Source organism: Azospirillum sp. HJ39, from assembly GCF_041507355.1.
GTDB lineage: Bacteria > Pseudomonadota > Alphaproteobacteria > Azospirillales > Azospirillaceae > Azospirillum > Azospirillum thiophilum.
On sequence record NZ_CP167913.1, the window covers coordinates 813,751 to 838,701 of the forward strand.

16 protein-coding genes are annotated in these 24,951 nt (G+C 68.6%); 3 read left to right on the plus strand and 13 right to left on the minus strand.

All coding sequences use genetic code 11. The annotated features are described in order from the left end of the window. Positions 1-93: 93 nt before the first annotated feature. Complete coding sequence (locus tag ABMY26_RS35190; protein WP_372400078.1) at positions 94-753, minus strand: DUF3306 domain-containing protein; 660 nt, start codon at positions 751-753, stop codon at positions 94-96. Then, a complete protein-coding gene (locus tag ABMY26_RS35195; protein WP_372400079.1) occupies positions 746-1,297 on the minus strand; it encodes a DUF3305 domain-containing protein in 552 nt (183 codons plus the stop codon). Before ABMY26_RS35195 ends, ABMY26_RS35190 begins: the two co-directional genes overlap by 8 nt. A gap of 135 nt (positions 1,298-1,432) precedes the next feature. On the opposite strand from ABMY26_RS35195, the gene ABMY26_RS35200 reads away from it, so the two are divergent. Continuing rightward, positions 1,433-1,897 (plus strand): hypothetical protein, encoded by a 465-nt coding sequence (locus tag ABMY26_RS35200; protein ID WP_372400080.1) that lies wholly within the window; start codon positions 1,433-1,435, stop codon positions 1,895-1,897. Positions 1,898-1,906: 9 nt separating this feature from the next. Here the strand turns inward: ABMY26_RS35200 and ABMY26_RS35205 are convergent, their stop codons facing one another. Next, positions 1,907-2,662: a phytochelatin synthase family protein gene (locus tag ABMY26_RS35205; protein WP_372400081.1), complete on the minus strand. Its 756-nt coding sequence runs from the start codon at positions 2,660-2,662 to the stop codon at positions 1,907-1,909. 272 nt (positions 2,663-2,934) lie between these two features. Then, a complete protein-coding gene (locus ABMY26_RS35210; protein ID WP_372400082.1) occupies positions 2,935-6,081 on the minus strand; it encodes a carbohydrate-binding domain-containing protein in 3,147 nt (1,048 codons plus the stop codon). A 572-nt stretch (positions 6,082-6,653) separates the two neighbouring features. Between ABMY26_RS35210 and ABMY26_RS35215 the strand changes: the two genes are divergently transcribed. After that, the gene (locus tag ABMY26_RS35215; RefSeq protein ID WP_372400083.1) at positions 6,654-10,970 is read left to right on the plus strand and encodes a glycosyltransferase; all 4,317 of its coding nucleotides are present in this window, start codon (positions 6,654-6,656) and stop codon (positions 10,968-10,970) included. 42 nt (positions 10,971-11,012) lie between these two features. Here the strand turns inward: ABMY26_RS35215 and ABMY26_RS35220 are convergent, their stop codons facing one another. From ABMY26_RS35220 to hppD, 3 genes are all read right to left on the minus strand, one after another. Beyond that, positions 11,013-12,113 carry a two-component system response regulator gene (locus ABMY26_RS35220; protein WP_045583846.1) on the minus strand — a complete coding sequence of 367 codons (1,101 nt, stop codon included), beginning with the start codon at positions 12,111-12,113 and terminating at the stop codon, positions 11,013-11,015. Between the two features lie 52 nt (positions 12,114-12,165). Further along, positions 12,166-15,744 carry a response regulator gene (locus ABMY26_RS35225; RefSeq protein ID WP_372400084.1) on the minus strand — a complete coding sequence of 1,193 codons (3,579 nt, stop codon included), beginning with the start codon at positions 15,742-15,744 and terminating at the stop codon, positions 12,166-12,168. A gap of 166 nt (positions 15,745-15,910) precedes the next feature. Further along, positions 15,911-16,984 (minus strand): 4-hydroxyphenylpyruvate dioxygenase, encoded by a 1,074-nt coding sequence (hppD, locus tag ABMY26_RS35230; protein ID WP_372400085.1) that lies wholly within the window; start codon positions 16,982-16,984, stop codon positions 15,911-15,913. Between the two features lie 136 nt (positions 16,985-17,120). Between hppD and ABMY26_RS35235 the strand changes: the two genes are divergently transcribed. Then, on the plus strand, positions 17,121-17,600 hold the full coding sequence (locus tag ABMY26_RS35235) for an Lrp/AsnC family transcriptional regulator (RefSeq protein ID WP_372400086.1): 480 nt from the start codon (positions 17,121-17,123) through the stop codon (positions 17,598-17,600). 17 nt (positions 17,601-17,617) lie between these two features. On the opposite strand, the gene ABMY26_RS35240 is transcribed toward ABMY26_RS35235, so the two are convergent. The 6 genes from ABMY26_RS35240 to ABMY26_RS35265 all read right to left on the minus strand — a co-directional run bounded on the left by ABMY26_RS35240 (position 17,618) and on the right by ABMY26_RS35265 (position 24,860). Then, positions 17,618-18,766, minus strand: coding sequence for a glycosyltransferase family 4 protein (locus tag ABMY26_RS35240; RefSeq protein WP_372400087.1), 1,149 nt, complete (start codon positions 18,764-18,766; stop codon positions 17,618-17,620). A gap of 2 nt (positions 18,767-18,768) precedes the next feature. After that, entirely contained in the window at positions 18,769-20,010 is a 1,242-nt protein-coding gene (locus tag ABMY26_RS35245) for a glycosyltransferase family 4 protein (RefSeq protein WP_372400088.1), read from the minus strand. Beyond that, positions 20,007-21,302 carry a glycosyltransferase family 4 protein gene (locus ABMY26_RS35250; RefSeq protein WP_372400089.1) on the minus strand — a complete coding sequence of 432 codons (1,296 nt, stop codon included), beginning with the start codon at positions 21,300-21,302 and terminating at the stop codon, positions 20,007-20,009. The genes ABMY26_RS35245 and ABMY26_RS35250 overlap by 4 nt, the downstream gene beginning before the upstream one ends. A 6-nt stretch (positions 21,303-21,308) precedes the next feature. Next, positions 21,309-22,286 carry a GDP-L-fucose synthase family protein gene (locus ABMY26_RS35255; protein ID WP_372400090.1) on the minus strand — a complete coding sequence of 326 codons (978 nt, stop codon included), beginning with the start codon at positions 22,284-22,286 and terminating at the stop codon, positions 21,309-21,311. Positions 22,287-22,468: 182 nt separating this feature from the next. Then, positions 22,469-23,476, minus strand: a complete 1,008-nt coding sequence (locus ABMY26_RS35260) for an NAD-dependent epimerase/dehydratase family protein (RefSeq protein ID WP_372400091.1) — start codon at positions 23,474-23,476, stop codon at positions 22,469-22,471. A gap of 28 nt (positions 23,477-23,504) precedes the next feature. Beyond that, positions 23,505-24,860 (minus strand): nucleotide sugar dehydrogenase, encoded by a 1,356-nt coding sequence (locus tag ABMY26_RS35265; protein ID WP_372400092.1) that lies wholly within the window; start codon positions 24,858-24,860, stop codon positions 23,505-23,507. Positions 24,861-24,951: the final 91 nt, after the last annotated feature.

The following is a 24,951-nucleotide window of genomic DNA, read 5'->3' on the forward strand; positions in this document are numbered from 1 at the left end:
GGGGGCAGGGGGAGTGTTGCAGGGGTTGGGGCGCCGGCTGCCCCCACCCTAACCCTCCCCCGCTCTCGGCGGACCTACGGTCCGTCTGCCGCGTCAGCACAAAGCGGAGCTTTGTGCGAGAGCTGGGCGGGGGAGGGAACTCCGCCGGTCCTCCGCCGGGCCATCCGGCTCCTTATCTTCGATCGGGAGGGGAGGGACGGTGGAAGCGGGGGAGGGGGAACCAGCGGTGTCGTCCGGCGCTTCCTGAGCAGTCTCCTGGATCGCCACCTGCTGGATCGCCGCCTCGGCCACCGCCACTCCCTCTTCATCCTCTGCCTGCGGCCGGGTCGGCAGCACCGCCTCCAGCAGCCGGGCGATGTCGTCGGTCGGCCGCAGGGCGCCGTAACCGGGGGCGTTGAAGTCCCAGTCATAGTCGGCGAAGCCGCGGAAGCCGGCGATGACAGGATCGCTGGACCATGCCTTGCGCAGGGCCTGCCGGCGCAACTCCTGCGGCACCTCGCGGCGCAGGAAGCCGGTGTAGTCGCTGCCGGCATCCAGGCTGTCCAGCGCGGGCAGCTCCGGCACTGCGGGCGCATCCTCCTCCGTCCGGCGCTCCGCCGGCTCCACCTCGCCCGATGGTTCGGGCGGAAGGGATTGGACCGGAAGGGGGGCGGCCGGGGGGGCCTCCGCGGTCCGCGCCTCCTGCTTCCGCCGCGACCAGCGGCCGAGGAACCCCTCGTCGCCGGCCTCGTCGCCTGCCTCGCGCTCAGCCATGCCGCGGCTGCCCGTTCGGGCGGCGCGGCGCCAGGGCGTCGGGATCGGCACGGTCGCGCTTGCGCTTGTGGAAGCTGCGCTCGACATGATGGCGGGCGACGAAGCCGTCCATCCACAGCAGCAGCGGGATGGGCAGCGGCAGCGGCTCGATCACGTCGTCGCCGGCCTCGGCGTGGGTGTCGATCTCGCCGGGGTCGACGGTGACGGCCAGCAGCCGCAGGCCCGGCGCAGGCCCGCCCGGCCGCAGGATGACGTAGGCGCAAGGGGCGCCGCCGTCGAGATTGTGCTTGTAGTTCTCCGCCTCGGTCGGAAACAGGGCGATCTCGGCGGTGCCGGCATAATGGCGGGTCCAGTCCGGCCCCTCCGCCATCACGCTCCAATCGGCGCGCTCAGCGTCGGGCGGGACCAGCAGCACCGGCTGCCAGCGCGCTTCGATCCAGGGGCTGTCGACGCGCCGCCGTTCCACCACCACCCCGACGCTGCGCCGCTCGGCGCGGTCGGGCTGCGGGATCGATGAGGTGAAGGTCGGGAACTCGGTGGGCATGATCGGTGTTCCTGATGGGCTGCCGGGGTTGGAGTCCGTCCCCGGTACAACGCGCCGGGAACGGGTTGGTGCCGTTCCCCCGTGCCGTCCCCGACGGATGATCCCCAACGGGTTCCGACCAAGGAGCAACGCGTCATGCGCACCATCGCCGCCGCCCTGCTGCTGTCCGCGCTCCTCGGCCTGCCGGCCTTCGGCGTCGCCGCGCAGCAGGCGAACCCCCAGGATCAAGGTTCGCAGCAGCCGGACTCCCGGCAACCGATCCAGGCGCCGGGCTCCGGCCAGGATCCGGTCCCCGGCGCGCTTCAGGACAGCGGATCGAAGGATACGGCCGGCGACACGCTCGCCCGCGACCGGAACGTGCAGGAAAGCCAGGACCCGATGCCCACCGACCAGGGCAACAAGTCACCCAACCAGTCCAGCTCCGCCGCCACCGGCAGCGGCGAGCTGCAGCAGGCGCTCGCCGCCGTGCGCCGCGCGCCGCCCGACCTGAACGGCACTCCCGTGCCGCGCCCGAACCGGTGGGCGAGCGAACCCGACCAGCCGAACGAGCCGACGCGCTCGCAGAACCCCTCCGACCTGTCGAGCCAGGAGATCAAATAGGGTGGAGGCCTACCCCGACACCCGGCGGGCGCGGACGCGGATCAGGCCGCTGCCCTCCGGATCGGCGCGGTCGGGCTTCAGCATGGCGTCCAGCAGCCGGGCGTCGCCGGTCCAGTAGGGCACGTACCAGGCGCGGTCGGGGTCCATCACCAGCGCCCGTTTCGTCACCGGGTCGTAGGCGCCCAGCGGCGCGATGTGGCCGAGGCCGACGTCGCCGGTCAGCGTCCCCTGGTCGAAGGCCAGCAGGACGATGTCGTCGGCGCTGCGCTCGTTGTCGGACAGCAGGCGGCGCAGCTCGGCCAGGGTCGCGGCGGAGGCGTCGCGCGGGCGCCACACCTCGATCTCGGCCTCGATGCCATAGGCGGCCAGACTGCGGCGGACATAGGTCTCCAGCTCGCCGAAGGAGATGCCTTCGCCATCCTCGGCGGTGGCGGCACGCCAATGGTCGTCGTCCAGCCGGTCGAGCAGCTGCTTGCCGGTCACCAGCCGTTCCGACGCCAGCGCCGGCAACCCGCGCAGCGCGTTCAGCATCATGGTCACGCTGGCCAGCGAGCAGGAGGCGCTGGTCGCCTGCGGCACATAGAAGGGGGCGAGCGCCCAGTAATCGGGGGCCGGGGCGCTGCGCACATAGTCGGCGGCGCGGGTGATCGGCACGGCATCTGGGCCGAACTTCGGCTTCCTGTCATCCTGCTGGGCCATCGGCTGGGCCGGCGCCAGGCAGGCCGTCCACAGCAGGATGCCGGCCGCAATCTTCGCATGCTTCATCAGAAACGGTCTCTGTCCGTCCGGTCTCGGGTGCGCCGCCCCGATATGGTGCGTTGCAAGGCCACGGCCAAGCCTGACGAACAGCGGCTCCGGCCGGTCGGGCCGAAGGGGAGCCATGTGTAAACGCATGAGGGCGTGTAAACGCATGGGGGCGGCGCCTCCGTCGCTCGATCTCAATCGAGCAGAACAGGCGCCGCCCGCCAAGGGACCGGCACACCGGGGGTGTACCCCCGCTGTGCCGTTTTCCGATATGCCGCTTCCGGGTCGCGCGGTCAGACGCCGTCCCAGAAATGCTCCAGCCCGGCCGCCGCGGTGCCCTCGACCCCCATCTTGGCCCAGGCGAGGTCATGGATGCCCATGGCGAAGGCCGGCGACGAGGCCTGGAGCGAATAGTCGCCCCAATAGGCGTTGGTGAACATCGGCTTGCCGATCACATCATGGTCGCCGTATTTCGGCACGTTGTAGACAAGGTTGTAATCGATGACGAAGTCGTTGGCGCTCAGCAGCTCGATATAGTCGTCGAGCGGCAGGGTTCCCATCACCACGTTCTTGGTGATGGTGTTGTTGTGCGGGTCGCCGGGGGTGCCGTGGACCGGCTGCCATTCGATTCGGATGAAGTCTTCCTTGTTGCTGGCGATGACCGCGAAGTTGTTGGTCACCACGTTGTTGTCGCCGCCATGGATCTGCACCGACGCCCAGTCGGCGTCCTTGATGAAGTTGTCCTTGACGGTGATGCCGCCGGCCATGTCGTCCAGATAGATGCCGAAGCCCTTCTGGCCGTACATCCAGCCGTCGGCGTTGCTGGTGGCGAGGCCGCTGGCATGCTCGATCCGGTTGCCCTGGATGATCATGCCGGTGTTCGCGCTGGAGCGGCCGAGGATCTCGATGGCGCCGCCGTCGGCGGTCTCCAGGCCGGTGTAGGAGATGGTGTTGTACTGGATGACGTTGTTGTGGTTCACCGTGTTGGTGGTGCCGCCGTAATCCTTGAACGAGATGCCGTAGCGGGCGCTGTGGTCGATGTCGTTGTTGGAGATGACGTTGTTGTCGACGCCGGTGCCGAAGATGCCCGACACCGCCTTGCGCACCTCGCCGATGTTGCTGATGCTGTTGGCATAGATGCTGTTGCCGTTGCTGCGGCCGTCCATCTCGATGCCGTTTTCCGCCAGATGGTTCAGCGTGTTGTGGGCGATGTCGTTGTTCGAGGATGCCGCCGTCAGCTTGATCGCCGTGCCGACGTTCAGAAAGCTGTTGTCGCTGATGTGGTTGCCGCTGGACTTGGTCAGCAGCAGGGCGTCGCCGCCGGTGGTGGTGTTCTTGAAGGTCAGCCCGTCGATGGTGATGTTGCTGGCGCCGTTCAGCTTGATCAGCGTGTCGAGCCGCGGCACCTCCACGCCGGTCGATGCGAAGCCGGAGCTGGCGGCCTTGTACAGCAGCTTGCCGTCCGATGCGCGCCAGGCGAACTCGCCGGCCTGATCGACGTAGGAGGCGTTGTTCAGCAGCTTGTAGGTGGTGCCTTCCGCAAAGGGCAGGGAGGCGCCGTTCTTCAGCATGATGGTGCGGGTGGAGGCGTTGAAGCTGGAGATGCTTGTCAGCGTGTCGCCCAGCCGCTCGGCGTCCATCACCTGGATCAGCGTGCCCGGCTGGATGTCGGCGGCGGTCACCTCGCTGCCGTGGGAGCGGATGTACCAGCCGCTGGCCCCGCCCGAGGCCGCATCGGCGAAGCGCCAGCCGCTGGTCACGTCGGCGCTGTCATAGGCGTATTTCTCGGCCAGATGCTGGCGGACGTCGCCGACGATCAGGTCGAGATAGCTGGCGGAGCCGAGCTTGGCCGAATAAAGGCCGTTGCCCTCGCTGGTGAAGCTCTTGACCACCTCGCCGCCGCTCAGCACCGGCGTCTCGCCGGGATAGTTCTGGAAGCTGTGGCCGTTGTCGGCCGAGGTCAGCTCCAGCGTCTTGGTCAGGTGGTAGGTGCCCTCGCGGATGTAGGTCGTGTCGATCGAGCTGGCCCGCATGGCCGCCTGCGCCTTCTCCAGCGAGGCGAAGGGGCCGTCGGTGCCGTCGGCGTTCGGCGCCGCCAGCTTGCCGGACCAGCTGTCCTTGCCGTTGGCGGCGACGTAGAAGGCCGGCTTGGTCGGGGCGGTCGGGTCCGGGTTCTGCGGGACGGGGGTGTCGCCGAACAGGTCGGCGCCGGCCTTGATGTTAAGGGCGCCGCCCCAATAGAGGCCCTCCTGGCCCTTGACCACGTCCTTGCCGTCGACGGCACCCTTGTCGTAGGTGACGATGCTGTCGGTGGCGGCGACGGTGTGGCCGTTGATGGAGACCGACTTGACGAACAGGTTGCGGTCGACGCCGTTCACCGTGCTGTCGTTGTCGTACCAGACCTGGACCGTGTGGGCCTTGGTCGGGTCGATGTCGGCCTTGAAGCTGTAGGCGGCGGTGGTGGCGGAGGCCTTGGCGTCGCCGATCACCTGACCGTCGACCAGCAGCTTGAAATGCGCGGCCTGTCCGCCGGCCGAGGTGCCGTAGGCGTTGACGACGATGTCGACGCCCTTGGTCGGGGGGGGAGGGGGCGGCGGGACATAGGCGCCGCCGAAATACTCCTCCGGAACGCCGAAGGTCAGGGCGCCGCCCCAGAACAGCCCTTCCTGGCCGGCGACCACGTATTTGCCGTCCACCGGGCCCTTGTCGTAGGAGGCCATGTCGGAGGTGGAAGCGATGGTCTGGCCGTCGATGTCGATCGACTTGACGTACAGGTTGCGATCGACACCGTTCACCGTGGCGTCGTTGTCGTACCAGATCTGGATCTTGTGGGCCTCGTTCGGGTCCACCTTGGCGGTGAAGGTGTAGTCGGTGGGCGAGGTGGCGCTGACCCAGGCGTCGCCGACGACCTGGTCGTCGATCACCAGCTTGAAATGGGGGGCCTGGCCGGCGGCGCTGACGCCGTAGGCCTTGACCTTGATCGTCGTGGTCATGGTGTCGGTGCCGGTGCCGGTGTCGACCGGCGTCGATGAGAACAGCGTGGCGGGCAGCGCGACGTTCAACGCGCCCGGCCAGTACATCTCGGTCTGCCCGGCGATGACGGCCTGCCCGTCGATCTTGCCGGTGTCGTATTTCACCGAGGGATCGATGGCGAGGATGGTCTTGCCGTTGACCTCGAACGACTTGACGAACAGGTTGCGGTCGACGCCGTTGACCGTGTCGTCGTTGTCGTAGACCAGCTGGAGGGCATGCGCCTTGTCGGCCGGGACGTTGGCGGTGAAGACGTAGCGCGACTGGGTGGCGGAGGCGACGGTGGCGTCGCCGATGACCTTTCCATCGACAAGCAGTTGGAAATGCGGCCATTTTCCGCCGGCTACGGCACCCCAGGCATTGACCGCGAAGGTGACCTGGATCGTACCGTCGGTGTTGGTGGTAGCCATTTTGGAACTCCGCTTTATGGATATCGCCTTGTTCCGCAGGCTCGGTCGTTAGCCTTAATGGGGTACTAACACTTATGGTTAGGAAATTATGAATAGGGTGGTTTCCCGTGGCATGATTGAGACAAAAAGCGGGCGCTATTCTCCATGTGCCGGCAGGATGAAATGGAACCTGGAGCTGGACGTAGTAAGAATCCCGCCTGAACGGCATGAGCGTCACCGCAAGCTTGAGCTTTGCCGTTTTGACTTCATGGAACTGCTGCCAGCCAAGCGCCGGCGCCACGTCTTCGGACTTGCGGATTCGTGCGGGAAGCATGCGGGCGCACCGGGGAATCGCCGCCGGCCAATGGAACTTCCACGCGCTGCGGAGCTGACGGAAGACTGACAGCTTAGCTTTGCGCTTACACAGAAATAGCGCATAAGATGTATTATGGAAATTTAAATGCTTTGCGGCGCATCGTACACCCACCTGCCTACCGCCTATAAGGGACGCGCACTCCAAGGGCCTGAATCATTGTCGCTTTCACCCTTGGCGGGTATCATCGTTAAAGTCATCACCTGACCCGATAAACGCTGTGACCGGATTTTCCATCGTCTTCATCGCTACCGCCTGGGGACCGCGCCATGGCGGCATCAATGCCTTTAACGCCGATCTTTGCCGGGCGTTGGCAAAACGCCTCGATGGCTCGCGGGAGGTGGTCTGCGTTGTCAAGGCCCCGCTGGAACCGTCGGAAAGCGACGATGCCAAGCGCCACAAGGTCCGCCTGATCGCCACAAGCGGAGAAAACCTGGATTCCGGCAACGTCGTTTGCGCCTTGCAGGATCATGGAATCGTCGGCGTCGGGTGGTGGGTGGGACATGATGTCGTCACCGGCCACATCGCACTTTCGGCGCGCAAGGCGATGGACATGGGACAGGTCGCCCTGATCCACCACATGGCCTATGGGCAGTATGCCGGCCACAAACACGGACGCGGAGCCACCGGGGTCAGCCGCCACGACGAGCAGCGTACCCTGTTCGCCCAAGCCGACTGTTGTTTCGCCGTCGGGCCCAAACTGCGCGACAACGCCGACGAGATGCTGGCCGACGAAGGGCGCCCCGCCTCGGTCATGCTCATTCCCGGACTGGCGGAGGGACTCCAGGATCGCGACCCGGCGAAAACGAGCTTCCGCGCCATGGTCTTTGGCCGGATGGATGCCGAGGACGACCGGATCAAGCAGGGCAGCCTTGCCGTTGCCGCCATGGCAGAGGCTTGCCGGGAGTCGGCTGCCCAGGCCGGGGTGGCGCCGATCCTGCAAAAATCCCGCCCCGAGATCCAAATCGTGGGCATCGAAGAGCCGGGCAGCCAGACGGAAAGAGATCTCGTCGCCCTGGCCGAAGAGTTCGCCGCCGGACACCGCCTGCAGGTCACTGCCCGCCCGTTTCTGGAAAACCGTGAAGCCCTGTTCCGCGACCTGTCCAGCGCCTCTGTGGCGCTGATGCCCTCGTGGCATGAAGGGTTCGGCCTGACGGGGTGGGAGGCGGTGGCGGCGGGGGTGCCGCTGATCCTGTCGCAAGACAGTGGGCTGTACCAGCTTTTGCGGGAGGAAGCGCCGGGCGTCGGTCCCGGTGGCGTAAGCGGCATCCCGGTTGCGGGCCACACCCCAACGGGCCCCGATGACCCGAACCAGCATCCGTTTCTGCCAGGTGACGTCCGTCAGGTGAAGAATGCGATCCTGAGCATTGCGGCCGACCCCGGCGAATACCGCAAGCACGCCAGGGAACTGCGCAGCCTTCTCCGGAATAAGGGCATGAGCTGGGAGGGGACGGCCAACGGCCTCCTGACCGGGCTGGGGCTGAACGACCTCCCCCCGGGCGGTGCCGCCGACCGTCCGCCGCCTCGAACACCCGCACCGCCGGCACCGGTCACGCCCGCGCCGTCTCCCTCCTGGTTGGCGGACCCGCGCCAGACCCTGCCGGAAGAGCGGCTGGTTCTGGACAGCCTGCTGCTGCGCCCGGAATACCGCATCGTTCCATTTCAGGACATGCTCGCCTCCGTTGCCGACGATGTTCTGGCCTGGGCGCAGGATGAGGGGCGGGCGCGGTTGTCCGTGGCCTTGCGGCTCTACACAGCCGATGGCGGCAGCGGCAAGACCCGGCTGATGGTGGAGGTTTGCGGGCGCCTGCTGGATCGGGCCGGGCCGGGCTGGACCGCAGCCTTCGTGCCCGACAGCCGGCACACCCCGTCCGTCATCGCCGACATCGAGGCCTTGGTCAAAACGGCTCCCCGCGTGTTCCTGGTGGTGGACAACGCCGAAAGCCGCCGCTCCGATGTGGAGGCCATCATCAAGGCGGCCCTGTGCGCCCCTGCCGGGCACCGGGTGCGGCTGGTGCTGTTGGGACGGGGGGATCGCGAATGGCGGAGTCGCCTGTGCGAGGACACCACCGATCCCGTAGCCCGCGGCTTCCTGCGCAGCCCCGAGGCGGCGGAGGGGCCGCTGTCCCTGCCCGCTCCGGACACCGGCGACCGAACCGCCCGCGAGCGACTTTACCGGGAGGCGCAGGACGCTTTCCGCGCCCGCCTGTCCCCTCATCGGTCCCTGCCCGACACGCCGACACCGATGCCGGACCTGTCGGCCCCCCATTTCCGCCACACACTGCTTCTGCATCTGGCCGCCCTGATGGCCCTGCTTGGCCGGAACCTGGAGACGGGAAGCGACCTGCTGACCGTCGCCCTGGACTGGGAACAGGATTACTGGCGAAGCAGCCTGCGCAGCAGCGGCCTGGACCCTGCCCTGTTGCCGGGGATGAAGCAGGCGCTGGCCCTGCTGACACTGACCGGCGGCACCACCACCGCCCGCGATGCCCGTGAAATCCTGCGGCTGGTCCCTGCCCTGCGGGACGCCGGCGATGCCGACCGCCGGCAAATGTTCGACCATCTGCACACGCTCTACCCACGGGAAGGGGGGATCGATGCCCTGCGTCCGGACCTGTTGGGCGAGCGTCTGGTGGAACGGGTTTTGGCGGATGAGGATGAACTTCTCGATTGCGTCTTCGACACGGCGGATCGTCCAACCTGGATCAAACCTGCCCTGACCGTGTTGACCCGCATCGGTCAACGGGGATCGTCCCGCCTGTTGCAGCGCGCCCTGTTTCCAAGCCGCCTGTCCATCCCACTGGTGGACCGTGCGATCGAGGTTGCCGTGGACATCGGCGACCCGCTGGGGCCGGCATTGGCCGAAGCTTTGCGGCAAGCCGACAAGAAATTGCAGCAGAAGATCGTCGAGCATGTCTGGCCGAAACTGCCGACGCGATCCGTCGCTTTGGCGCCACTCATAAAAGAAACCACGCATTTGATGGCGACGAAGACAAAGGAAAATGGATGGAGGTCAGTCAAAAGTTTTGAGAAATTTATCGGCGATGCCTCTAACATATCAAGGGCATATTATTCAGTATCCGAATTCGACCTTGCTCAAAAATGGCCGGAGATAGCATTTTCGGCCATTGAAAGATCAAGGAGAAATTACCAGAGCGCCGCGGCTTCGGTTCTTCCTTATCTATATAGTTCTTATTCCAATGCTCTTGCCGCTCAGGGAAAAATGCGGGAGGCGCTGAAGGCCGGCCAGCGCGCGGAGGCCCTCTGGCGTGAGTTGGCGGCACAGCGGCCCGACGCACATCGGGATGATTGGGCAACCTCCCTCAACAATCTGGGCAACCATCTTGCGGATGAAGGCCGTTACGCTGAAGCGCTGGAGGCCGCTCGGCACGCCGAAGAAATCTGGCGTGAACTGGCGGCACAACGGCCCGACGCACACCGGGCTAACTGGGCAAGCTCCCTCAACAATCTGGGCGCTTGTCTTGCAAATGAAGGCCGGTACGCCGAAGCCCTGGAGGCTGCCCGGCTCGCCGAAGAAATCTGGCGTGAACTAGCGGCACAGCGGCCCGACGCGCACCGGGCTGGCAGGGCAACTTCCCTCGGCAATCTGGGCAGCCATCTTGCAAATGAAGGCCGGTACGCCGAAGCGCTGGAGGTCACCCGGCACGCCGAAGAAATCCAGCGCGATTTGGCGGCACAACGGCCCGACGCGCACCGGGCTAACTGGGCAGGCTCCCTCGACAGTCTGGGCAACCGTCTTGCGCATGAAGGCCACCACGCCGAGGCGTTGAAAGCCACCCGTTACGCCGAAGAAATCCGGCGTGAATTGGCGGCACAACGGCCCGATGCGCACCGGGCTGGCTGGGCAGGCTCCCTCGACAATCTGGGCATCCGCCTTGCGGATGAAGGCCGGTACGCCGATGCGCTGGAGGCCGCCCGACACGCCGAAGGAATCTGGCGTGAATTGGCGGCACAACGGCCCGACGCACACCGGGCTGACTGGGCCAGGGCGTTCGGAAATCGAGCGGGACTCATTCTATTGTTGGGCCAAAGTGCCGAAGCGGAGCCTTTGGCCCGGCAGGCGGCGGACCTGTTTGCAGCCACGCGGCCTGCCCAGCAGCACCGTTATGCGCCTGAACAGGGATGGTGCCTGACCTTGCAGGCCGCTGCGCTGCTGGGCATGGAAGCGGAGGAGGAGGCTGCCACACTGGCTGAAAACGCCCTGCTGCTGTTCGATTCGGTGGGAACGGTGCGGCCCAACGATATTGAGCCCTACCGCGCAATGGCTCTGGCGATCCGGGGGCTGCGGCCGGGCTTGCCGCGGGATGAGGCGTGGGGGATGGCGCAGGAGGCCTTGCGCTTGCTCGCCCCTCACGCGCAACGGCGGCGGCAGGGCGCGCTTTTGCCCTTGACCTATGTGGCCAAGGCCTTGCGGGTCACGGCCCCGCCAGGGGCGCCGGACCCGGTTCCGGCGGACCTGGGCAGCATCCTTCAAGCCGCCTGCCGGGAGGCGGCACCGGCTGTTTGCGGAGACTGAGTGGACGGCGCGGCGGCCCCCCTGTCCGCCGCGCCGGCCCGGTCACTCCTGGAAACGCAGCGCGATGGCCTTGAAGCGGTCGGCGTTTCGCAGGAAGGCGTCGGCCACGTCGGGATCGAAATGCCGCCCCCGTCCGTCGGCGATGATACCGGCCGCTTCCTCGTGCGGCATCGGATCCTTGTAGACCCGCTTCGAGATCAGGGCGTCATAGACGTCGGCCAGCGCCATCAGCCGGGCCGACAGCGGAATCTCCTCGCCCTTCAGGCCGCGCGGATAGCCGGAGCCGTCCCACTTCTCGTGATGGGACTCGGCGATCTCGCGGGCGAGGTGCAGGAAGGACGCGGTGCCGCCGCCCAGCATGGCTTCGGCCTGTGCGATCGCCGCGGCGCCCTGCGTGGCATGGCTCCTCATCACCTCCCATTCCCCGGCGGTCAGCTTGCCCGGCTTCAGCAGGATGGCATCCGGAATGCCGACCTTCCCGATGTCGTGCAGCGGCGCCGATTTGAACAGGAGGTCGATCATGTCGTCGGTCAGCACGGCGGCGAAGCGCGGGTGACCCTGCAGTTCCTCCGCCAGCGCCCGGACATAATGCTGGGTCCGCCTGATGTGGGCACCCGTCTCGTTGTCGCGGGTTTCCGCCAGCGAGGCCATGGCGACGATGGTCACGTCCTGGATGGCCCGCATGTCGGCGGTGCGCCGCTCGACCTCCGCCTCCAGGTAGCGGGTCTTGTCGCGCAGGAAGTCGGCCGCCGCCTTCAGGTTCAGGTGGTTGCGGACACGGGCCTGCAGGATCGGCGCGCCGATCGGCTTGGTGATGTAATCGACCGCTCCCAGCTCCAGCCCGATCCGCTCGTCCTCCTGCTCGGCCAGGGCGGTCAGGAAGACGACGGGAATGTCGCGGGTCGCCGGATCGGCCTTCAGGTCGCGGCACACCCGATAGCCGTCGATGTCCGGCATCATGATGTCCAGCAGGATCAGGTCGGGACGGGGAACCGTGCGGGCGATGCGCAGCGCCTTCTCGCCGCCGTTGGCGACCTTGACCTTGTAGCTGTCGCGCAGCAGCGCCGACATCAGGGCCAGATTGTCAGGCGTGTCGTCGACGACCAGGATCACGGGGCGGTCGCCATTGGACTCGTTGTTCACTGAACTCTCCAGGGGGAAGCGGCCGTCCGCAGGGAGACCGCAAAAGACATCGTCATGCCGGCACTGCCGGCTCCGGCGCGGGGTGGAACGGCAGGGACCGGACCAGCTCCAGCGCCTCGTCGAAATCGAAACGCTCGACCGCGCCGGCCAGCCGGCCATAGGCGTCGCGGCCCAGGGCGGCCTGCAGCGCCGTCCCCTCCTGCCGGAGCAGGGATTGCGCCTCGGGATCGTCCTCGGCCAGCATCGTGGCGAGCCGGTGCAGGAGTTCTCCGCATTCGGCCTCCATCCCGCCGGCGATATCGATGCCGGCCGCTGCAGTGTTCGGCCCGCCCGCCGCCGCCGCTTCCGGCTCCGGCTCCGGCTCCGGCTCCGGCATCGCCCGGTCGATCGCAGCCAGCACGCGGACCAGTTCCTCCCCCAGGCGGACCAGCGGCTGGGGACCGCAGGCCCCGGCCCGGACCAGGCTCTCGACGACCGCCGCCGCGTCTGCCAGCGCCGTGGCGCCGATCTGTCCGGCAACGCCCTTCAGGCTGTGGACCAGCAGTTCCGCCCCGGCGGCCTCGCCGGCCTCCAGCGCCGAGGCCAGCCGCTGCCCCACGTCGCGCTGGTCGCTCCGGAAGCGGCCCAGCATCGAACCGTACATGCCGGCATTGTTCAGGACACGCTTCAGCGCGGACGCGGCGTCGATCTCCGGCGCCAGCCGGTCGAAGGGCGGTGGAGGCGGGAGGAGTACCGCGGCCCGGCCCGCCGGCGCGGCCGGCGGCAGCGGCGCCGCCGGTTCGGCGGCTGCCGGCGGCCGGAGCGCCCAGCGGCCGACCATCGCATAGAGCTCTTCCGGGTCGATCGGCTTGGAAAGATGGTCGTCCATGCCGGCCTCCAGGCAGGCGCGGCGGTCGGCCTCCATCGCGTTGGCGGTCATGGCGACGACCGGAAGGCCGGCCAGGCCGGCGTCGGCACGGATGCGGCGGGTGGCCTCCAGCCCGTCCATCACCGGCATCTGCATGTCCATCAGGACGAGGTCGTAGCGGTGCGCCGCCAGCCGGCCGAGCGCCGCGGCACCGTCATCCACGATGTCGGGACCGGTGCCGGCACTGGTCAGCAACTCGCGCACCACGTCCTGGTTCAACGGATTGTCCTCCGCCACCAGGATGCGCAGTCCGGCGAGGCTGCGCGCGGCGGCATCCTCCGGCAGCTGGGGAATGAGTGCCGCGGCATCCACCACCATGCCCAGGGCGCGGGTCGCGGCATCGAGCAAGGTGCTGGGGTTGACCGGCTTGAACAGGACCTCCTCCACCGCGGCCTGGGCGGCGCGGTGCATGATCTCGTGGCCGCCATAGGCGGTGACGAGCACGAAGGCCGGCATCGCCGGTCCGTCCGACAGGCGGCGGATCGCCTTGACCGTTTCCAGCCCGTCGCGTCCCGGCATGCGCCAGTCGGCGAACACGATGTCGAAGGGCCGGCCGGCGGCGACCGCCGCCCGCACCAGCTCCACCGCCCGGTCGCCGCCCTCGGCCTCCTCCACCTCGAAGGTCATCGAGCGCAGCATGTCGCCGATGACGGCGCGCGTGCTGTCGTTGTCCTCCACCACCAGCGCGCGGCGGCCACGCATGCCGAGGACGGGAAGCGGCCGCGGCCCGGCGTCCGCCGCCAGACCGAGCGGAACCTCGAGCCAGAAGCTGCTGCCCTCGCCGGGGCGGCTGTCCACGCCGACGGTGCCGCCCATCAGCTCGGCCAGCCGTTTGCAGATGACAAGGCCGAGGCCGGTGCCGCCGAAGCGGCGGGTGATCGACACGTCGGCCTGCTGGAAGGGCTGGAACAGGCGGGCGCGCGCCTCCTCCGACAGGCCGATGCCGGTGTCGCTGACGGTGAAGCGCAGGACCATGCCGCTGCCCTGCCCGCTTCCGCCCCGCCCGCTTCCGTCCTGCCCCACATCGCGGACGGTCAGCTTGATCTCACCGCTGTCGGTGAACTTGATGGCGTTGTTGGCGTAGTTCAGCAGGATCTGGCCGAGGCGGAGCGGGTCGCCGACCAGACGCGACGGCAGGTCGGTCCCGACATCCAGGACCAGTTCCAGGCCCTTGGCCGCGGCACGCTCCACCACCATGTCGGTGACGCCGCGCAGCACCTGTTCCAGGTCCATCGGGATCGCCTCGATGGCGAGCTGGCCGGCCTCGATCTTCGAGAAATCCAGGATGTCGTTGATGATCGACAGCAGCGAGCGCCCGGCCTGGAGGATCTTCGCCGCCTGGTCGCGCTGGCCCGGCGCCAGGCCCGACCGCAGCAGGATGTGGGCCATGCCCATGATGGCGTTCAGCGGCGTGCGGATCTCGTGGCTGACATTCGCAACGAAGGCGGATTTCGCGCGGTTGGCGGCGTCGGCCCCGCGGACGGCATCCTCGAGCTCGCGCTGGACGCGCTTGCGCTCGGTCACGTCGCGGACGATCCCGGTGAACAGCAGCTCGTCGCCCAGCCGCACCTGGCTGATCGACAGTTCCAGCGGAAATTCCCCGCCATTCTTGCGCCGGCCGGTGGTTTCGCGCCCGATCCCGATGATCCGCGCCTCCCCGGTGTCGAGGAAATGGCGCAGATAGCCGTCATGGGCCGAGCGGTCCGGCTCCGGCATCAGCATCGAGACGTTGCGGCCGACGACCTCGTCGACCCGGTAGCCGAACATGCGGGCGGCGCTCGGGCTCCAGCGCTGGACGATCCCGCGGCTGTCGATGGTGACGACGCCGTCGACCACGGTGTCGAAGATCGCCTGCAGGCGCGCCTCGCCCGCCTTCGCCTCATGCTCCAGCGCGAGCCGGCGGCCGACCTCCTCGCGCAGGGCGCGGGAGGTTTCGACCTGCTGCCCGGCGAAGGCCGCGGCCATCGTCGTCATCGCCATGGAGACCGCGAACACCACGATCAGGATCGCCAGGGTGGTGGGCGGCAGCGACATCCCGACCCCGTCGGGGTTGGGCGTCGGAAAGAAGACCGCGGCGGACATGGCGGTATAATGCATGCCGGCGACCGCCGCCCCCATCACCGCCGCCGAGGCCAGCATGGTCAGCGTGCGCTGCCGGGTCGAGGTCGAACGACCCGCCTGCCGCCGGATGCCGAGCGAGACGAAGGCCAGGGCCACGGCGACCACGACCGACACCAGCACCATGCCTGCGTCATAGCGCAGGAAGCCGTCCAGCCGCATGGCCGCCATGCCGGCGTAATGCATGGCACCGATCCCCGCCCCCATCAGCACCGCGCCGACGCACAGCTCCTTCAGCCCGGCCTGCTGCGGCCGTCCGATCACCGTCAGGGCCACCGCGCTGGCCAGCATGCCGGGCAGCGCCGACAGCATGGTGGTGCCGACATCGTAACTGACGCCGCAGGGCAGCGAGAAAGCCAGCATCCCGATGAAATGCATCGACCAGATGCCGCCGCCCATGCTGACGGCGCCCGCCAACAGCCACACCGCCCAAGCGAGCCGGCGGGCGGTGGCCAGCCGCTGGGCGATCATCAATGCGCCCAGCGACGCCAGCATCGCGACGAAGACGGACAGGACGATCAGTCCGGGGGCATGGGTCCCGGCCATCGCCGTCTCCAGCGGACTGGGTGGAGCGGGCCGGAAGAAGGCATCGAGCCAGAGGGTCATTCAGCGGAGCCGGACGGAGCGGTTTTAACCGAGCGGATTAGTTGGCTAAAATTGTAGATATCCGTCCGTTTCCGTCAACCGATGCTTTTTGGAAGCACCTACGCAAAAAGGCATGCATGTGCCCCCGTTCTCCCCCTCCCGTGCGGGAGGGGGAAGGACAGGCCGGTCAGGCGGCGTCCTCCTTCAGCACGCCGCGGCGGATCTGGTCGAGCTCGATGGATTCGAACAGGGCCTTGAAGTTGCCTTCGCCGAAGCCCTCGTTGCCGATGCGCTGGATGATCTCGAAGAAGATCGGGCCGATGACGGTCTGGGTGAAGATCTGCAGCAGCAGGCCCTGGCCCTCGGTCGGCGCGCCGTCGACCAGGATGCGGTTGGCGCGCAGGCGCTCCAGATCCTGGCTGTGACCGGGCACCCGGGCGTCGATTCCCTCGTAATAGGTGTCGGGCGTGTCCTGGAACGGGGTGCCCAGGCCGCGCATCGTCTCCACCGTGCGGACGATGTCGTCGGTGCCCAGCGCGACATGCTGGATGCCTTCGCCGCGATAGTCGCGCAGATACTCGACGATCTGCGACTTGTTGTCGGCGGACTCGTTGATCGGGATGCGGATCTTGCCGCAGGGGCTGGTCATCGCCTTCGACCGCAGGCCGGTCAGCTTGCCCTCGATGTCGAAATAGCGGATCTCGCGGAAACCGAACAGGCGGGTGTAGAAGCCGGCCCACTCCTCCATCCGGCCGGTGTGGACATTGTGGGTCAGGTGGTCGATGTAGGTCAGGCCGGCACCCTTGGGATGCTGGTCCACCCCGGGCAGCGGCACGAAATCGACCTCGTAGATGCTGCCGCGCCCGCCGTAGCGGTCGACGAGATAGATCAGCGAATCGCCGATGCCCTTGAGGGCGGGGATGTTCAACTCCATCGCCCCGACGCGGGTCTCCACCCCCCAGGCGCCGAGATCCAGCGCGCGGCGGTAGGCGAAGGCGGCATCGGCGACACGAAAGGCGATGGCGCAGATCGACGGGCCGTGCAGGGCGGCGAAGTTGCGCGGAAAACCGGCCGGCTCGGCGTTGACGATGAAGTTGACGTCGCCCTGGCGGTAGAGCGTCACGTCCTTGGACCGGTGGCGGGCGATTGCCGCGAAGCCCAGCTGCTCGAACAGGCGCCCGAGCGCTTCGGTGTCCGGAGCCGTGAACTCGATGAACTCGAATCCGTCGGTCTTCATCGGGTTTTCCCACATATCGGCCATGGTCGCGTCTCCGGGTGGATGTGATGCGGTCAGTATGGCGGACTGTTGGTGGAAATAGCTTTCAAAGTGACGCCGGCAGACCTATGATTTTGGCAGGATTCCTCATATCCGGCCGCCAAATCGGAGAAATTTTCCGTTGTCCGCTTCCCTGTCGGAAATCGACGTCAAAATCCTGGTCGCCCTGCAGGAGGATTCTCGCCTGACCGTGCAGGAGCTGGCGGATCGCGTCGGCTCCTCGCCCTCCTCCTGCTGGCGGCGGCTTCGCTCGCTGGAGGAAACCGGGGTGATCCGCCGCTACACGGCGCTGGTCGATCCGAAGGCGGTGTCGGTCGGCGAATGCGTCTTCGCCCATGTCACGCTCGACCGTCATTCGGCCGAGACCGCCGCCATCTTCATCGAGGCGGTGCGCAAGCGGCCCGAGGTGCTGGAATGCTACGCGGTGTCGGGCGATGCCGACTATCTGCTGCGGGTCGCGGTGACGGCGATCGCCGACTACAACCGCTTCCTGGAGGAGTTCGTCTTCCAGCTGCCCTTCCAGGTCCGCATCCGCTCCAACTTCGCCCTGAAGGAGATCAAGTTCGAGACGGCGCTGCCGCTGGGGGGCGGGACGCCGTAGCGGTTCCGTCTCCTCCCCTACCCCGCCACCCGCCGCTTGGCCCGCATGGCGGCCGCGGCGGCCGCGGGATGCGGGCCGGCGATGCGGTCGAGCAGCAGGTCCAGGCCGCTCCGGCTGGTCTCGTAGGCGACGCGGGCGCGGGTCAGCGTCTGCGCCGACGCGGCGGCCAGCGCCTCGCGGTCGTCGGCCCAGGCCGCCAGGATCGGCAGCGCCGCCTTCACGAAGTCGGCGTCCTGCGGCACCAGCCCGTCGGCCGGAATGTCGGAGCCGATGCAGCCGCGCTCGTAGGCCAGCACCGGCACGCCGGCGGCCATCGCCTCGAACAGGACCAGCGGCTGCGCCTCGTTGCGGTAGCGGGTGGGGAAGACGAAGACGTCGATGTCTCGGTAGAAGGCCTCCTTCGCCTCGCCACCGACCGGGCCGTGATATTCGACCGCGCCGTCGAAGGCCATCAGCCCGGCGGCGATCATGGCGTTGTCCTTCGGCTTCAGCCCCGGCCCGGCCAGCACCAGCCGGGCATCGACGCCGTCCTGCTGCAGCGCGCGCAGCAGGGCGAACAGCGTGTCCAGCCCCTTGTCGGCGCACAGGTTCGACAGGTGGCCGATGCGCAGCGGCCCGTCGCGCCGCGGGCGCGGGGCGGCGGCGGGGACGGAGAAGATGGCGTTCGACATGGTCATGCAGGTCCGCGCCGCCGGATAGACCGACTGGAAGCGCATCTGCATCGCCGGGCACAGCAGGACATGGGTGCAGCCGGCCCCGGCGACCCGGGTCAGCAGCCGCATCCGCCAGGTGGGCTTGGCAATGGTTGCGAAGGAATGATGATGCAGCACCCGCTCGTAGCCGAGCATCCGCGCCGTGCCGGCGAGCGCCGCGGTGTAGAGCGCGCCCCAGCCGGAATCGACCGGCATGTAGAACCGCCGGTCCGGGCGCCGGATGCCGCCGAACAGCCGGCCGACCGTGCCTACCACCCGCCCCGCCTTGCGCAGGTGGTAGGCCGCGCCGCCGCCGTTCCAGCCCGGCGACAGGTCGGCGACCTCGACATCGCCGCGCCCCCGCATCCGGTCGCGCAGACGGTCCAGCACCAGGGCGGTCACCCGGCTCATCCCGTCCACCGGCGGCGGCAGCCGCCCGGAGACGACCACATGGGTGCGCGCGTTCGGTTCCATCGTCAACTCCCGGTCAGGGCCGCCCCGGCGGACGGGCCGTGTCGGCCCCCCTCCGGTTCGGCGGAATAGTCGGACGCAAACTCCGCATCGGCGCTGCGCTCCGCCTTCGGGCCGCCCAGCGCCACCACCGCCTTCTCGACCGACAGGGCGAAGAAGCTGGCGTCGGCCAGCGCCTGGAAGGGCCGCCCGTTCAGGCTCAGGCGGCGCCACTCATCCTCGTCCCCCGCCACCGACAGCATGTAGCGCGCCAGCCCCTCGGGGTTGTCCGGCTCCACGATGTGGCCGTTCAACCCGCTGCGGACCAGAACGTCGCGGGCGCCGCACTGGTCGGACAGGATGGTCGGCACCCCCATGGCCAGCGCCTCGTTCACCACCAGGCCGAACTGCTCCTCCAGCGACGGCAGCAGCAGGCACAGCGTCGACCCCAGCGTCTCGGCGATGCCCTTCTCCTGCAGGAAGCCGCGGAAGACGACCTGCCCGTCCAGCCCGCGCCGCGTCACCTCGGCCCGCAGTTCCGCATCGAGGGGACCGGAACCGCAGAGATGCAGCGGACGGGCGGACGGGCCGGCCAGCCGCCGGTAAATGTCGTAGGCTTCGACCGCCCGGAACAAGTTCTTCTTCGGGACGAAGCGCGCGATGATGGTGAAGTGGCGGTCGGCGAAGGGTACTCCCCCCGGGGCCGGTTCCATCCCGGACAGGCGGCGGATGCGGTCGAGCGACAGCGTGTCGTACCCGATATAGAGCCGCTCCTTCGGCAGCCCGAGCAGGCGGAAGTAATCCACCGTGCGGTGGCTGCCGCCGATCCCGGCCTGATAGGGGGCGTAGAAGAGGCTTTTGACCATCTCCCGCCACAGGATGCGCGGCTTGTCGTCGTATTTCGACGCGTTCATGTTGATGACCCTGCGCCCCGTCAGCCGCATGGTCAGCGCCAGCGCGAAGACGTCCGGATCCTCGTAATGGCACAGGAAGACAAAGCGGGCGTCGACGCGCCGGCATTCGCGCAACAGGGCGCGGTAGACGGCGGCCCTGGACAGGTCGGCCTTGGACCGGCCGGGGAACAGGGTGATCTTGCGGAAATTCTGCCCGGCTCCCGTCTGGTCCCAATCATAGGTATGCGATTTCGACCCGACCTCCAGTCCGATCACGTCATAGACACGGCCCAGCCGGCGGCCGACCGCCTCCAGCCGGTCCATATGGTAGGGGCCGAACATCTCCCAGCTGAAGACCAGGGCGGGCTTCTTCATGCTGCCTCTCCCAACAGAAGGCGGGCGTAGCGGTCGAGCGCCACGGCGCGGGTGGCATGCGATTCGACCCAGGCGCGGCCACGGCGACCCATGGCGGTGGCGCGGGCAGGGTCGGACAGCAGGGCGGCCACCGCCTCGGCCATCGCGTGCGGCTCCTCCGGCGGCGTGCACAGGAAGGCGCCGACCTGCGCCTCCAGCGTCGCCAGCGCCGACCCCGGCAGGCAGGTGCTGACGAAGGGCCGGCCGGCGGCGAGGATGGTCACCGCCTTGCCGGGCATGGCGAAGGCGGCGCCTTCCGGCCGCTGCGGCACGAGATGGACGTCGCCCTCCGCCATCGCCTCGTTCAGCCGGTCCTTGGGCGCCAGCGGCTCGAAGACCACATTGGCGAGCCCCATGGCGGCGGCGCGGGCCTTCAGCTCCTCCTCCAGCCCGCCCTGCCCGCGCAGCAGGACGCGGGCCTGCGGCATCAGCCCGGCCAGATGGCCTGCCATGTCCAGCACCTGTTCCAGCCCCTGCTTGCGGGCGAAGGCGCCGCTGTAGAGCGCGGTCGGCGGCTGGTCGGGCCGCGGCAGCGGATGGACCGCGTCGGCATCGACATGCGGCGGGATCACCACGATCGGCCGGGTGACGCCCAGCTCCTCCAGCACGCCGCGCATCGGCTCCGACAGGACGACGATGCCGTCGGCGCGGTTCAGGGCGGTGCGCTCCATGGCGCGGATCGCCTTGACCGCCGCCTTGCCGCCCATGCCGAGCGCGCCGGCAAGGCCGGACTGGATGTCGTGGACGATGGCGACGTGCCGGCCGCCGGGCGCGGTGAAGCGGTCGGCGAGCGCCACCGACAGGATCGACGGGCAGAGCGACAGCACCGCCTTGTGCCGGCCGACCCGGCCGCGGGCCAGCGCGGCGGCGAAGCCGGCATGCAGCACGCCCTCGTGGATCAGCCGGGCCTTCATGCCGCCGCCGGCCGGCGGGATGGTGCGCAGCCGCTCGATCCGCACCCCGTCCACCCTCTGGCTGTCCTGCGACCCGTCGGCATAGCCGTCATAGACCCTGTTGCCGGGATAGTTGGGCCGCGCGGTCAGCACCGTGGTTCCGGTCCCGGCCGCGGCGAAGGCGGTTGCGAGGTCGGTCATCATCGGCGCGCTGCCGGCCGGTTCCGGCCAATAGCTCTGCGCCACCAGCAGCAGCTCCTCCGGAACGGGCACGTCCGACAGGGACGGCATCGCCGAGGCGGGATCGGCCGACGGCCGGTCCCTGACCGGCTGCCGCAGTTGGATGGACTCGTCCGGCATCGGGGCCTACTCCGCCGCCTGCCGGGGGGCCGAACCCACCGCCTGGCCGCGCCCGGGGGCGGCGTTCTCCAGGAACCAGGCGTAGGTGCGGCGCAGCCCCTCCTCCAGCGCGACCTTCGGCCGCCAGCCGGTGGCGGACAGGCGCGACACGTCCATCAGCTTGCGCGGATGGCCGTCGGGCTTGGTCAAATCGTGGGTCAGCGTGCCGGGATAGCCGACGGTGTCGCGGATCAGCGCCGCGAGGGAGGATATGGCGATGTCGTCGCCCGGGCCGACATTGATGATCTCCTCGCCGTCGTAATGGTCCATCAGGTGCAGGCAGGCGTCCGCCATGTCGTCGACATAGAGGAACTCGCGCCGCGGCGTGCCGGTGCCCCACAGCGTGACCGTCGGGTCGCCCGCCATCTTGGCATCGTGGAAGCGGCGGATCATGCCGGGCAGCGCATGCGAGGTCTCGGGCTCGAAATGGTCGCCGGGGCCGTAGAGGTTCGACGGCATGGCGCAGATGGCGTTGAAGCCGTACTGGCGCCGGTAGGCCTGGGCCATGACGATGCCGGCGATCTTGGCGACGGCGTAGGGCTTGTTGCTCGGTTCCATCGGGCCGGACAGCAGCGCCTCCTCCTTGATCGGCTGCTCCGCATGCTTCGGGTAGAGGCAGGAGGATCCGAGGAACAGCAGCTTGCTGACCCCGCCGCGCCACGCGGCGTCGATGACGTTGGTCTGGATCAGCAGGTTGTCGCGGATGAAGTCGCCGCCGAAGCGGTCGTTGGCGAGGATGCCGCCCACCTTGGCCGCGGCCAGGATCACCTGGTCGATGCCCTCGCGGTCGAAGAAGGTGCGCACCGCCGCCTGGTCGGTCAGGTCGAGCTGCGAGCGGTCGCGGGTCACGAGGCCGGTATGCCCGGCCTCGGTCAGCCGCCGCAGAATGGCGGACCCGACGAGGCCCCGGTGGCCGGCGACGAAGATACGGCTGTTGCGGTCCATGCGGGCCGTCTCCTGATGAAGAGGTGTCGTCCGGGGTCGAGGCTGCTTGCCCCCTCCCCATCCCTCCCCCGCTTCGCGGGAGAGGGGGTAGAACGCTTGCCGACCTGGCTGAACGGCCAAAGCGGCGGCAGTCCCCTCTCCCGCGAAGCGGGGGAGGGTTAGGGAGGGGGAAAACGGCGCTTCTACTCCGCCGCCTGCCCCATGCGCCCAACCTCCGCCCCCAAACTCTCCCGCGCCCGCCCGGCATACCACTCCACCACGCCGGGCAGACCGGCGGAGAGCGGGATGCGCGGGGTGAAGCCCAGGGCGGTCAGCTTGGCGATGTCGGGGCTGCGGCGGTCGGTGCCGCCGGGAGCGGCCGGGCCGGGCATCACCTGGGCCTCGCGGCCGAGGCAGGCCACCGTGCGGCGGGCGAGGTCGGCGATGGTGACCTCCTCCGGGTTGCCGATGTGGTAGATGCCGAGATGCCCGCCCTTGCCGATCACCGTCACGATGCCGTCGACGGCATCGTCGATATGGACGAAGGCACGGGTCTGGCGGCCATCGCCCTGGATCGGGAAGGGCACGGCCCCGCTCGGGTGGGCGGCGATGGCCTCCACCGCGCGGCGGGAGAATTCCGGCACCACATGCTCCCAGCCCATGTCGGGGCCGTAGACGTTGTGCGGACGGAAGATCGCCACGCGGTCGAAGCCGCTGCGTCCCCAGTTGATCGCCAGCAGTTCCGAGATCAGCTTGGAGCCGCCGTAGCTGTAGCGGGCGTTCAGCACGTCCGGAACCACCAGCGGCACGTCCTCCGGCGTCGGCACCACGGGCGGCGTCTGGTAGGCCTCCGAGGAGGACGCCACGACCAGATCGCCGACGCCGCCGGCGCGGCAGGCGTCCAGCACGTTCAGCATGCCGCGCACGCCGACATCCAGCACCGTCTCCGGCTTCTCGTAGAAATGCCGGGTGCCGTTGACGGCGGCCAGGTGCAGCACGCCGTCGACCCCGCGCACCGCACCCTGCACGGCGGCGGGGTCGCGGATGTCGCCCTGGACGAACTCGACGTCCTCCAGCACGCCGGCCAGCCGCCCGGTGTGGCCGCGCGAATTGTCGTCGAGCACGCGGACCCGGTGGCCGTCGCTGACCAGCCGGTGGACGAGAGCCGCGCCGATGAAGCCGCTGCCGCCGGTGACGAGATAATGTTTCATGGAAATGGAGTCCCTTCGGGCCGCGGGGTCAGGCGACATGCGCGTAGCGGGCGGTGCCGTGGCTGCCGAGCGCGACATAGGCGGTCCCATCCGGCAGATCGACGTCGCGGCTGTTGAAATTGTTCCAGAAGTCGTAGATCACCCCCGGCCGGTCCATCCGCTCGGCCAGATCGGGCAGCGGCATCGAGGTGAAGACCGGGTGGTTGTTCAGGATCACCGCGAGGTTGGCGCCGGACACCGCGTCGGACATGTTGGCCGCCGGCTCCAGCCCGAAGGAGCGGATGTCGTCGGGGCGGACCACCGCGTCGAAGCCGCGCAGGCGGGCGGTGGGGAAGCGCTGGCGCAGCTCCTCCAGCACCGGCCTGGCCATCGTGCCGCGCAGGTCGTCGGTCGCCGGCCGGCCCTTGAAGGCGAGGCCCATCAGGCTGATGGTCGGCACCTGCGGGAAGCCCTGCATCGACTGGGCGAGCTTGCCGAGGAAGTCGGCGACCTCGGCCGGCTGGCTTTCGTTGACGCGGCGGCCGGCGGCGGTGATCGCCATCTCCACGCCCGCCTCGCGCGCCGCCTCGATCAGGATGTGCGGATCCTTCTCCAGGCAGGGGCCGCCGACCGGGCCGGGCAGCGGCAGGTTGGTGCGCGGATAGCCCAGCTTGCCGGCGCGCGCCACCTCGACCGCCGAGATCTCCATGGCGTTGCACAGCTTGGCGATCTCGTTGGAGAAGGCGAAGGTCACGTCGCGGTAGGTGTTGTCGACCAGCTTGATCAGCTCCGCCGTCTCCAGGGTGGAGACCTTGACGGTGGTCGGCGTCAGGAAGCCGAAGATCTGGGCGGCGCGGGTCGCGACCTCCATGCTCTCCGCCCCGACGATCTGCGGCAGCTGGTTCAGCTCCAGCAGCGCCTGCCCCTCCAGCGTGCGTTCCGGGCAGAAGGCGATGTCGAACCGCTTGCCGGTCGACCGCAGGATCGGCGCCACGACGTTGCGCGTGGTGCCGAGCTTGACGGTGGAGCGCAGGATGACGAGGTCGCCATCGTTCAGGCAGGCGGCGACCTGACGGGTCGCCGCCTCGATCATGTCGGTGCGGACCCGGCCGTCCTTGCCGAGCGGCGTCCCGACCGTGATGATGAAGACGCTGGCCTTGTCGCAGCCGTCGTGGCTGCGGCTGAAGGTGAAGCGGCCGCGTGCCGTCACATGGCGCAGCTTCTCGGTCAGGCCCGGCTCGTGGAAGTGGGGATTGCCCCGGCCGAGCTGTTCGAGCACGTCCTGCCGCACCTCGACCCCATGCACCTGGAAGCCGGCGTCCGCCATCGCCACCGCCAGCGTCAGGCCGACATAGCCGAGCCCGAGGACGCAGACGTTACGATCGGGAAAAGTCTTGGGAAGCATCGTCGCTCCTGCCGTTTGCCGCGGACCCGCCACATGGGGCGGGCCGCCCGTGAGTTTGAAGACGTCCTGCCTGCCTGCCCTGCCAGCGGAA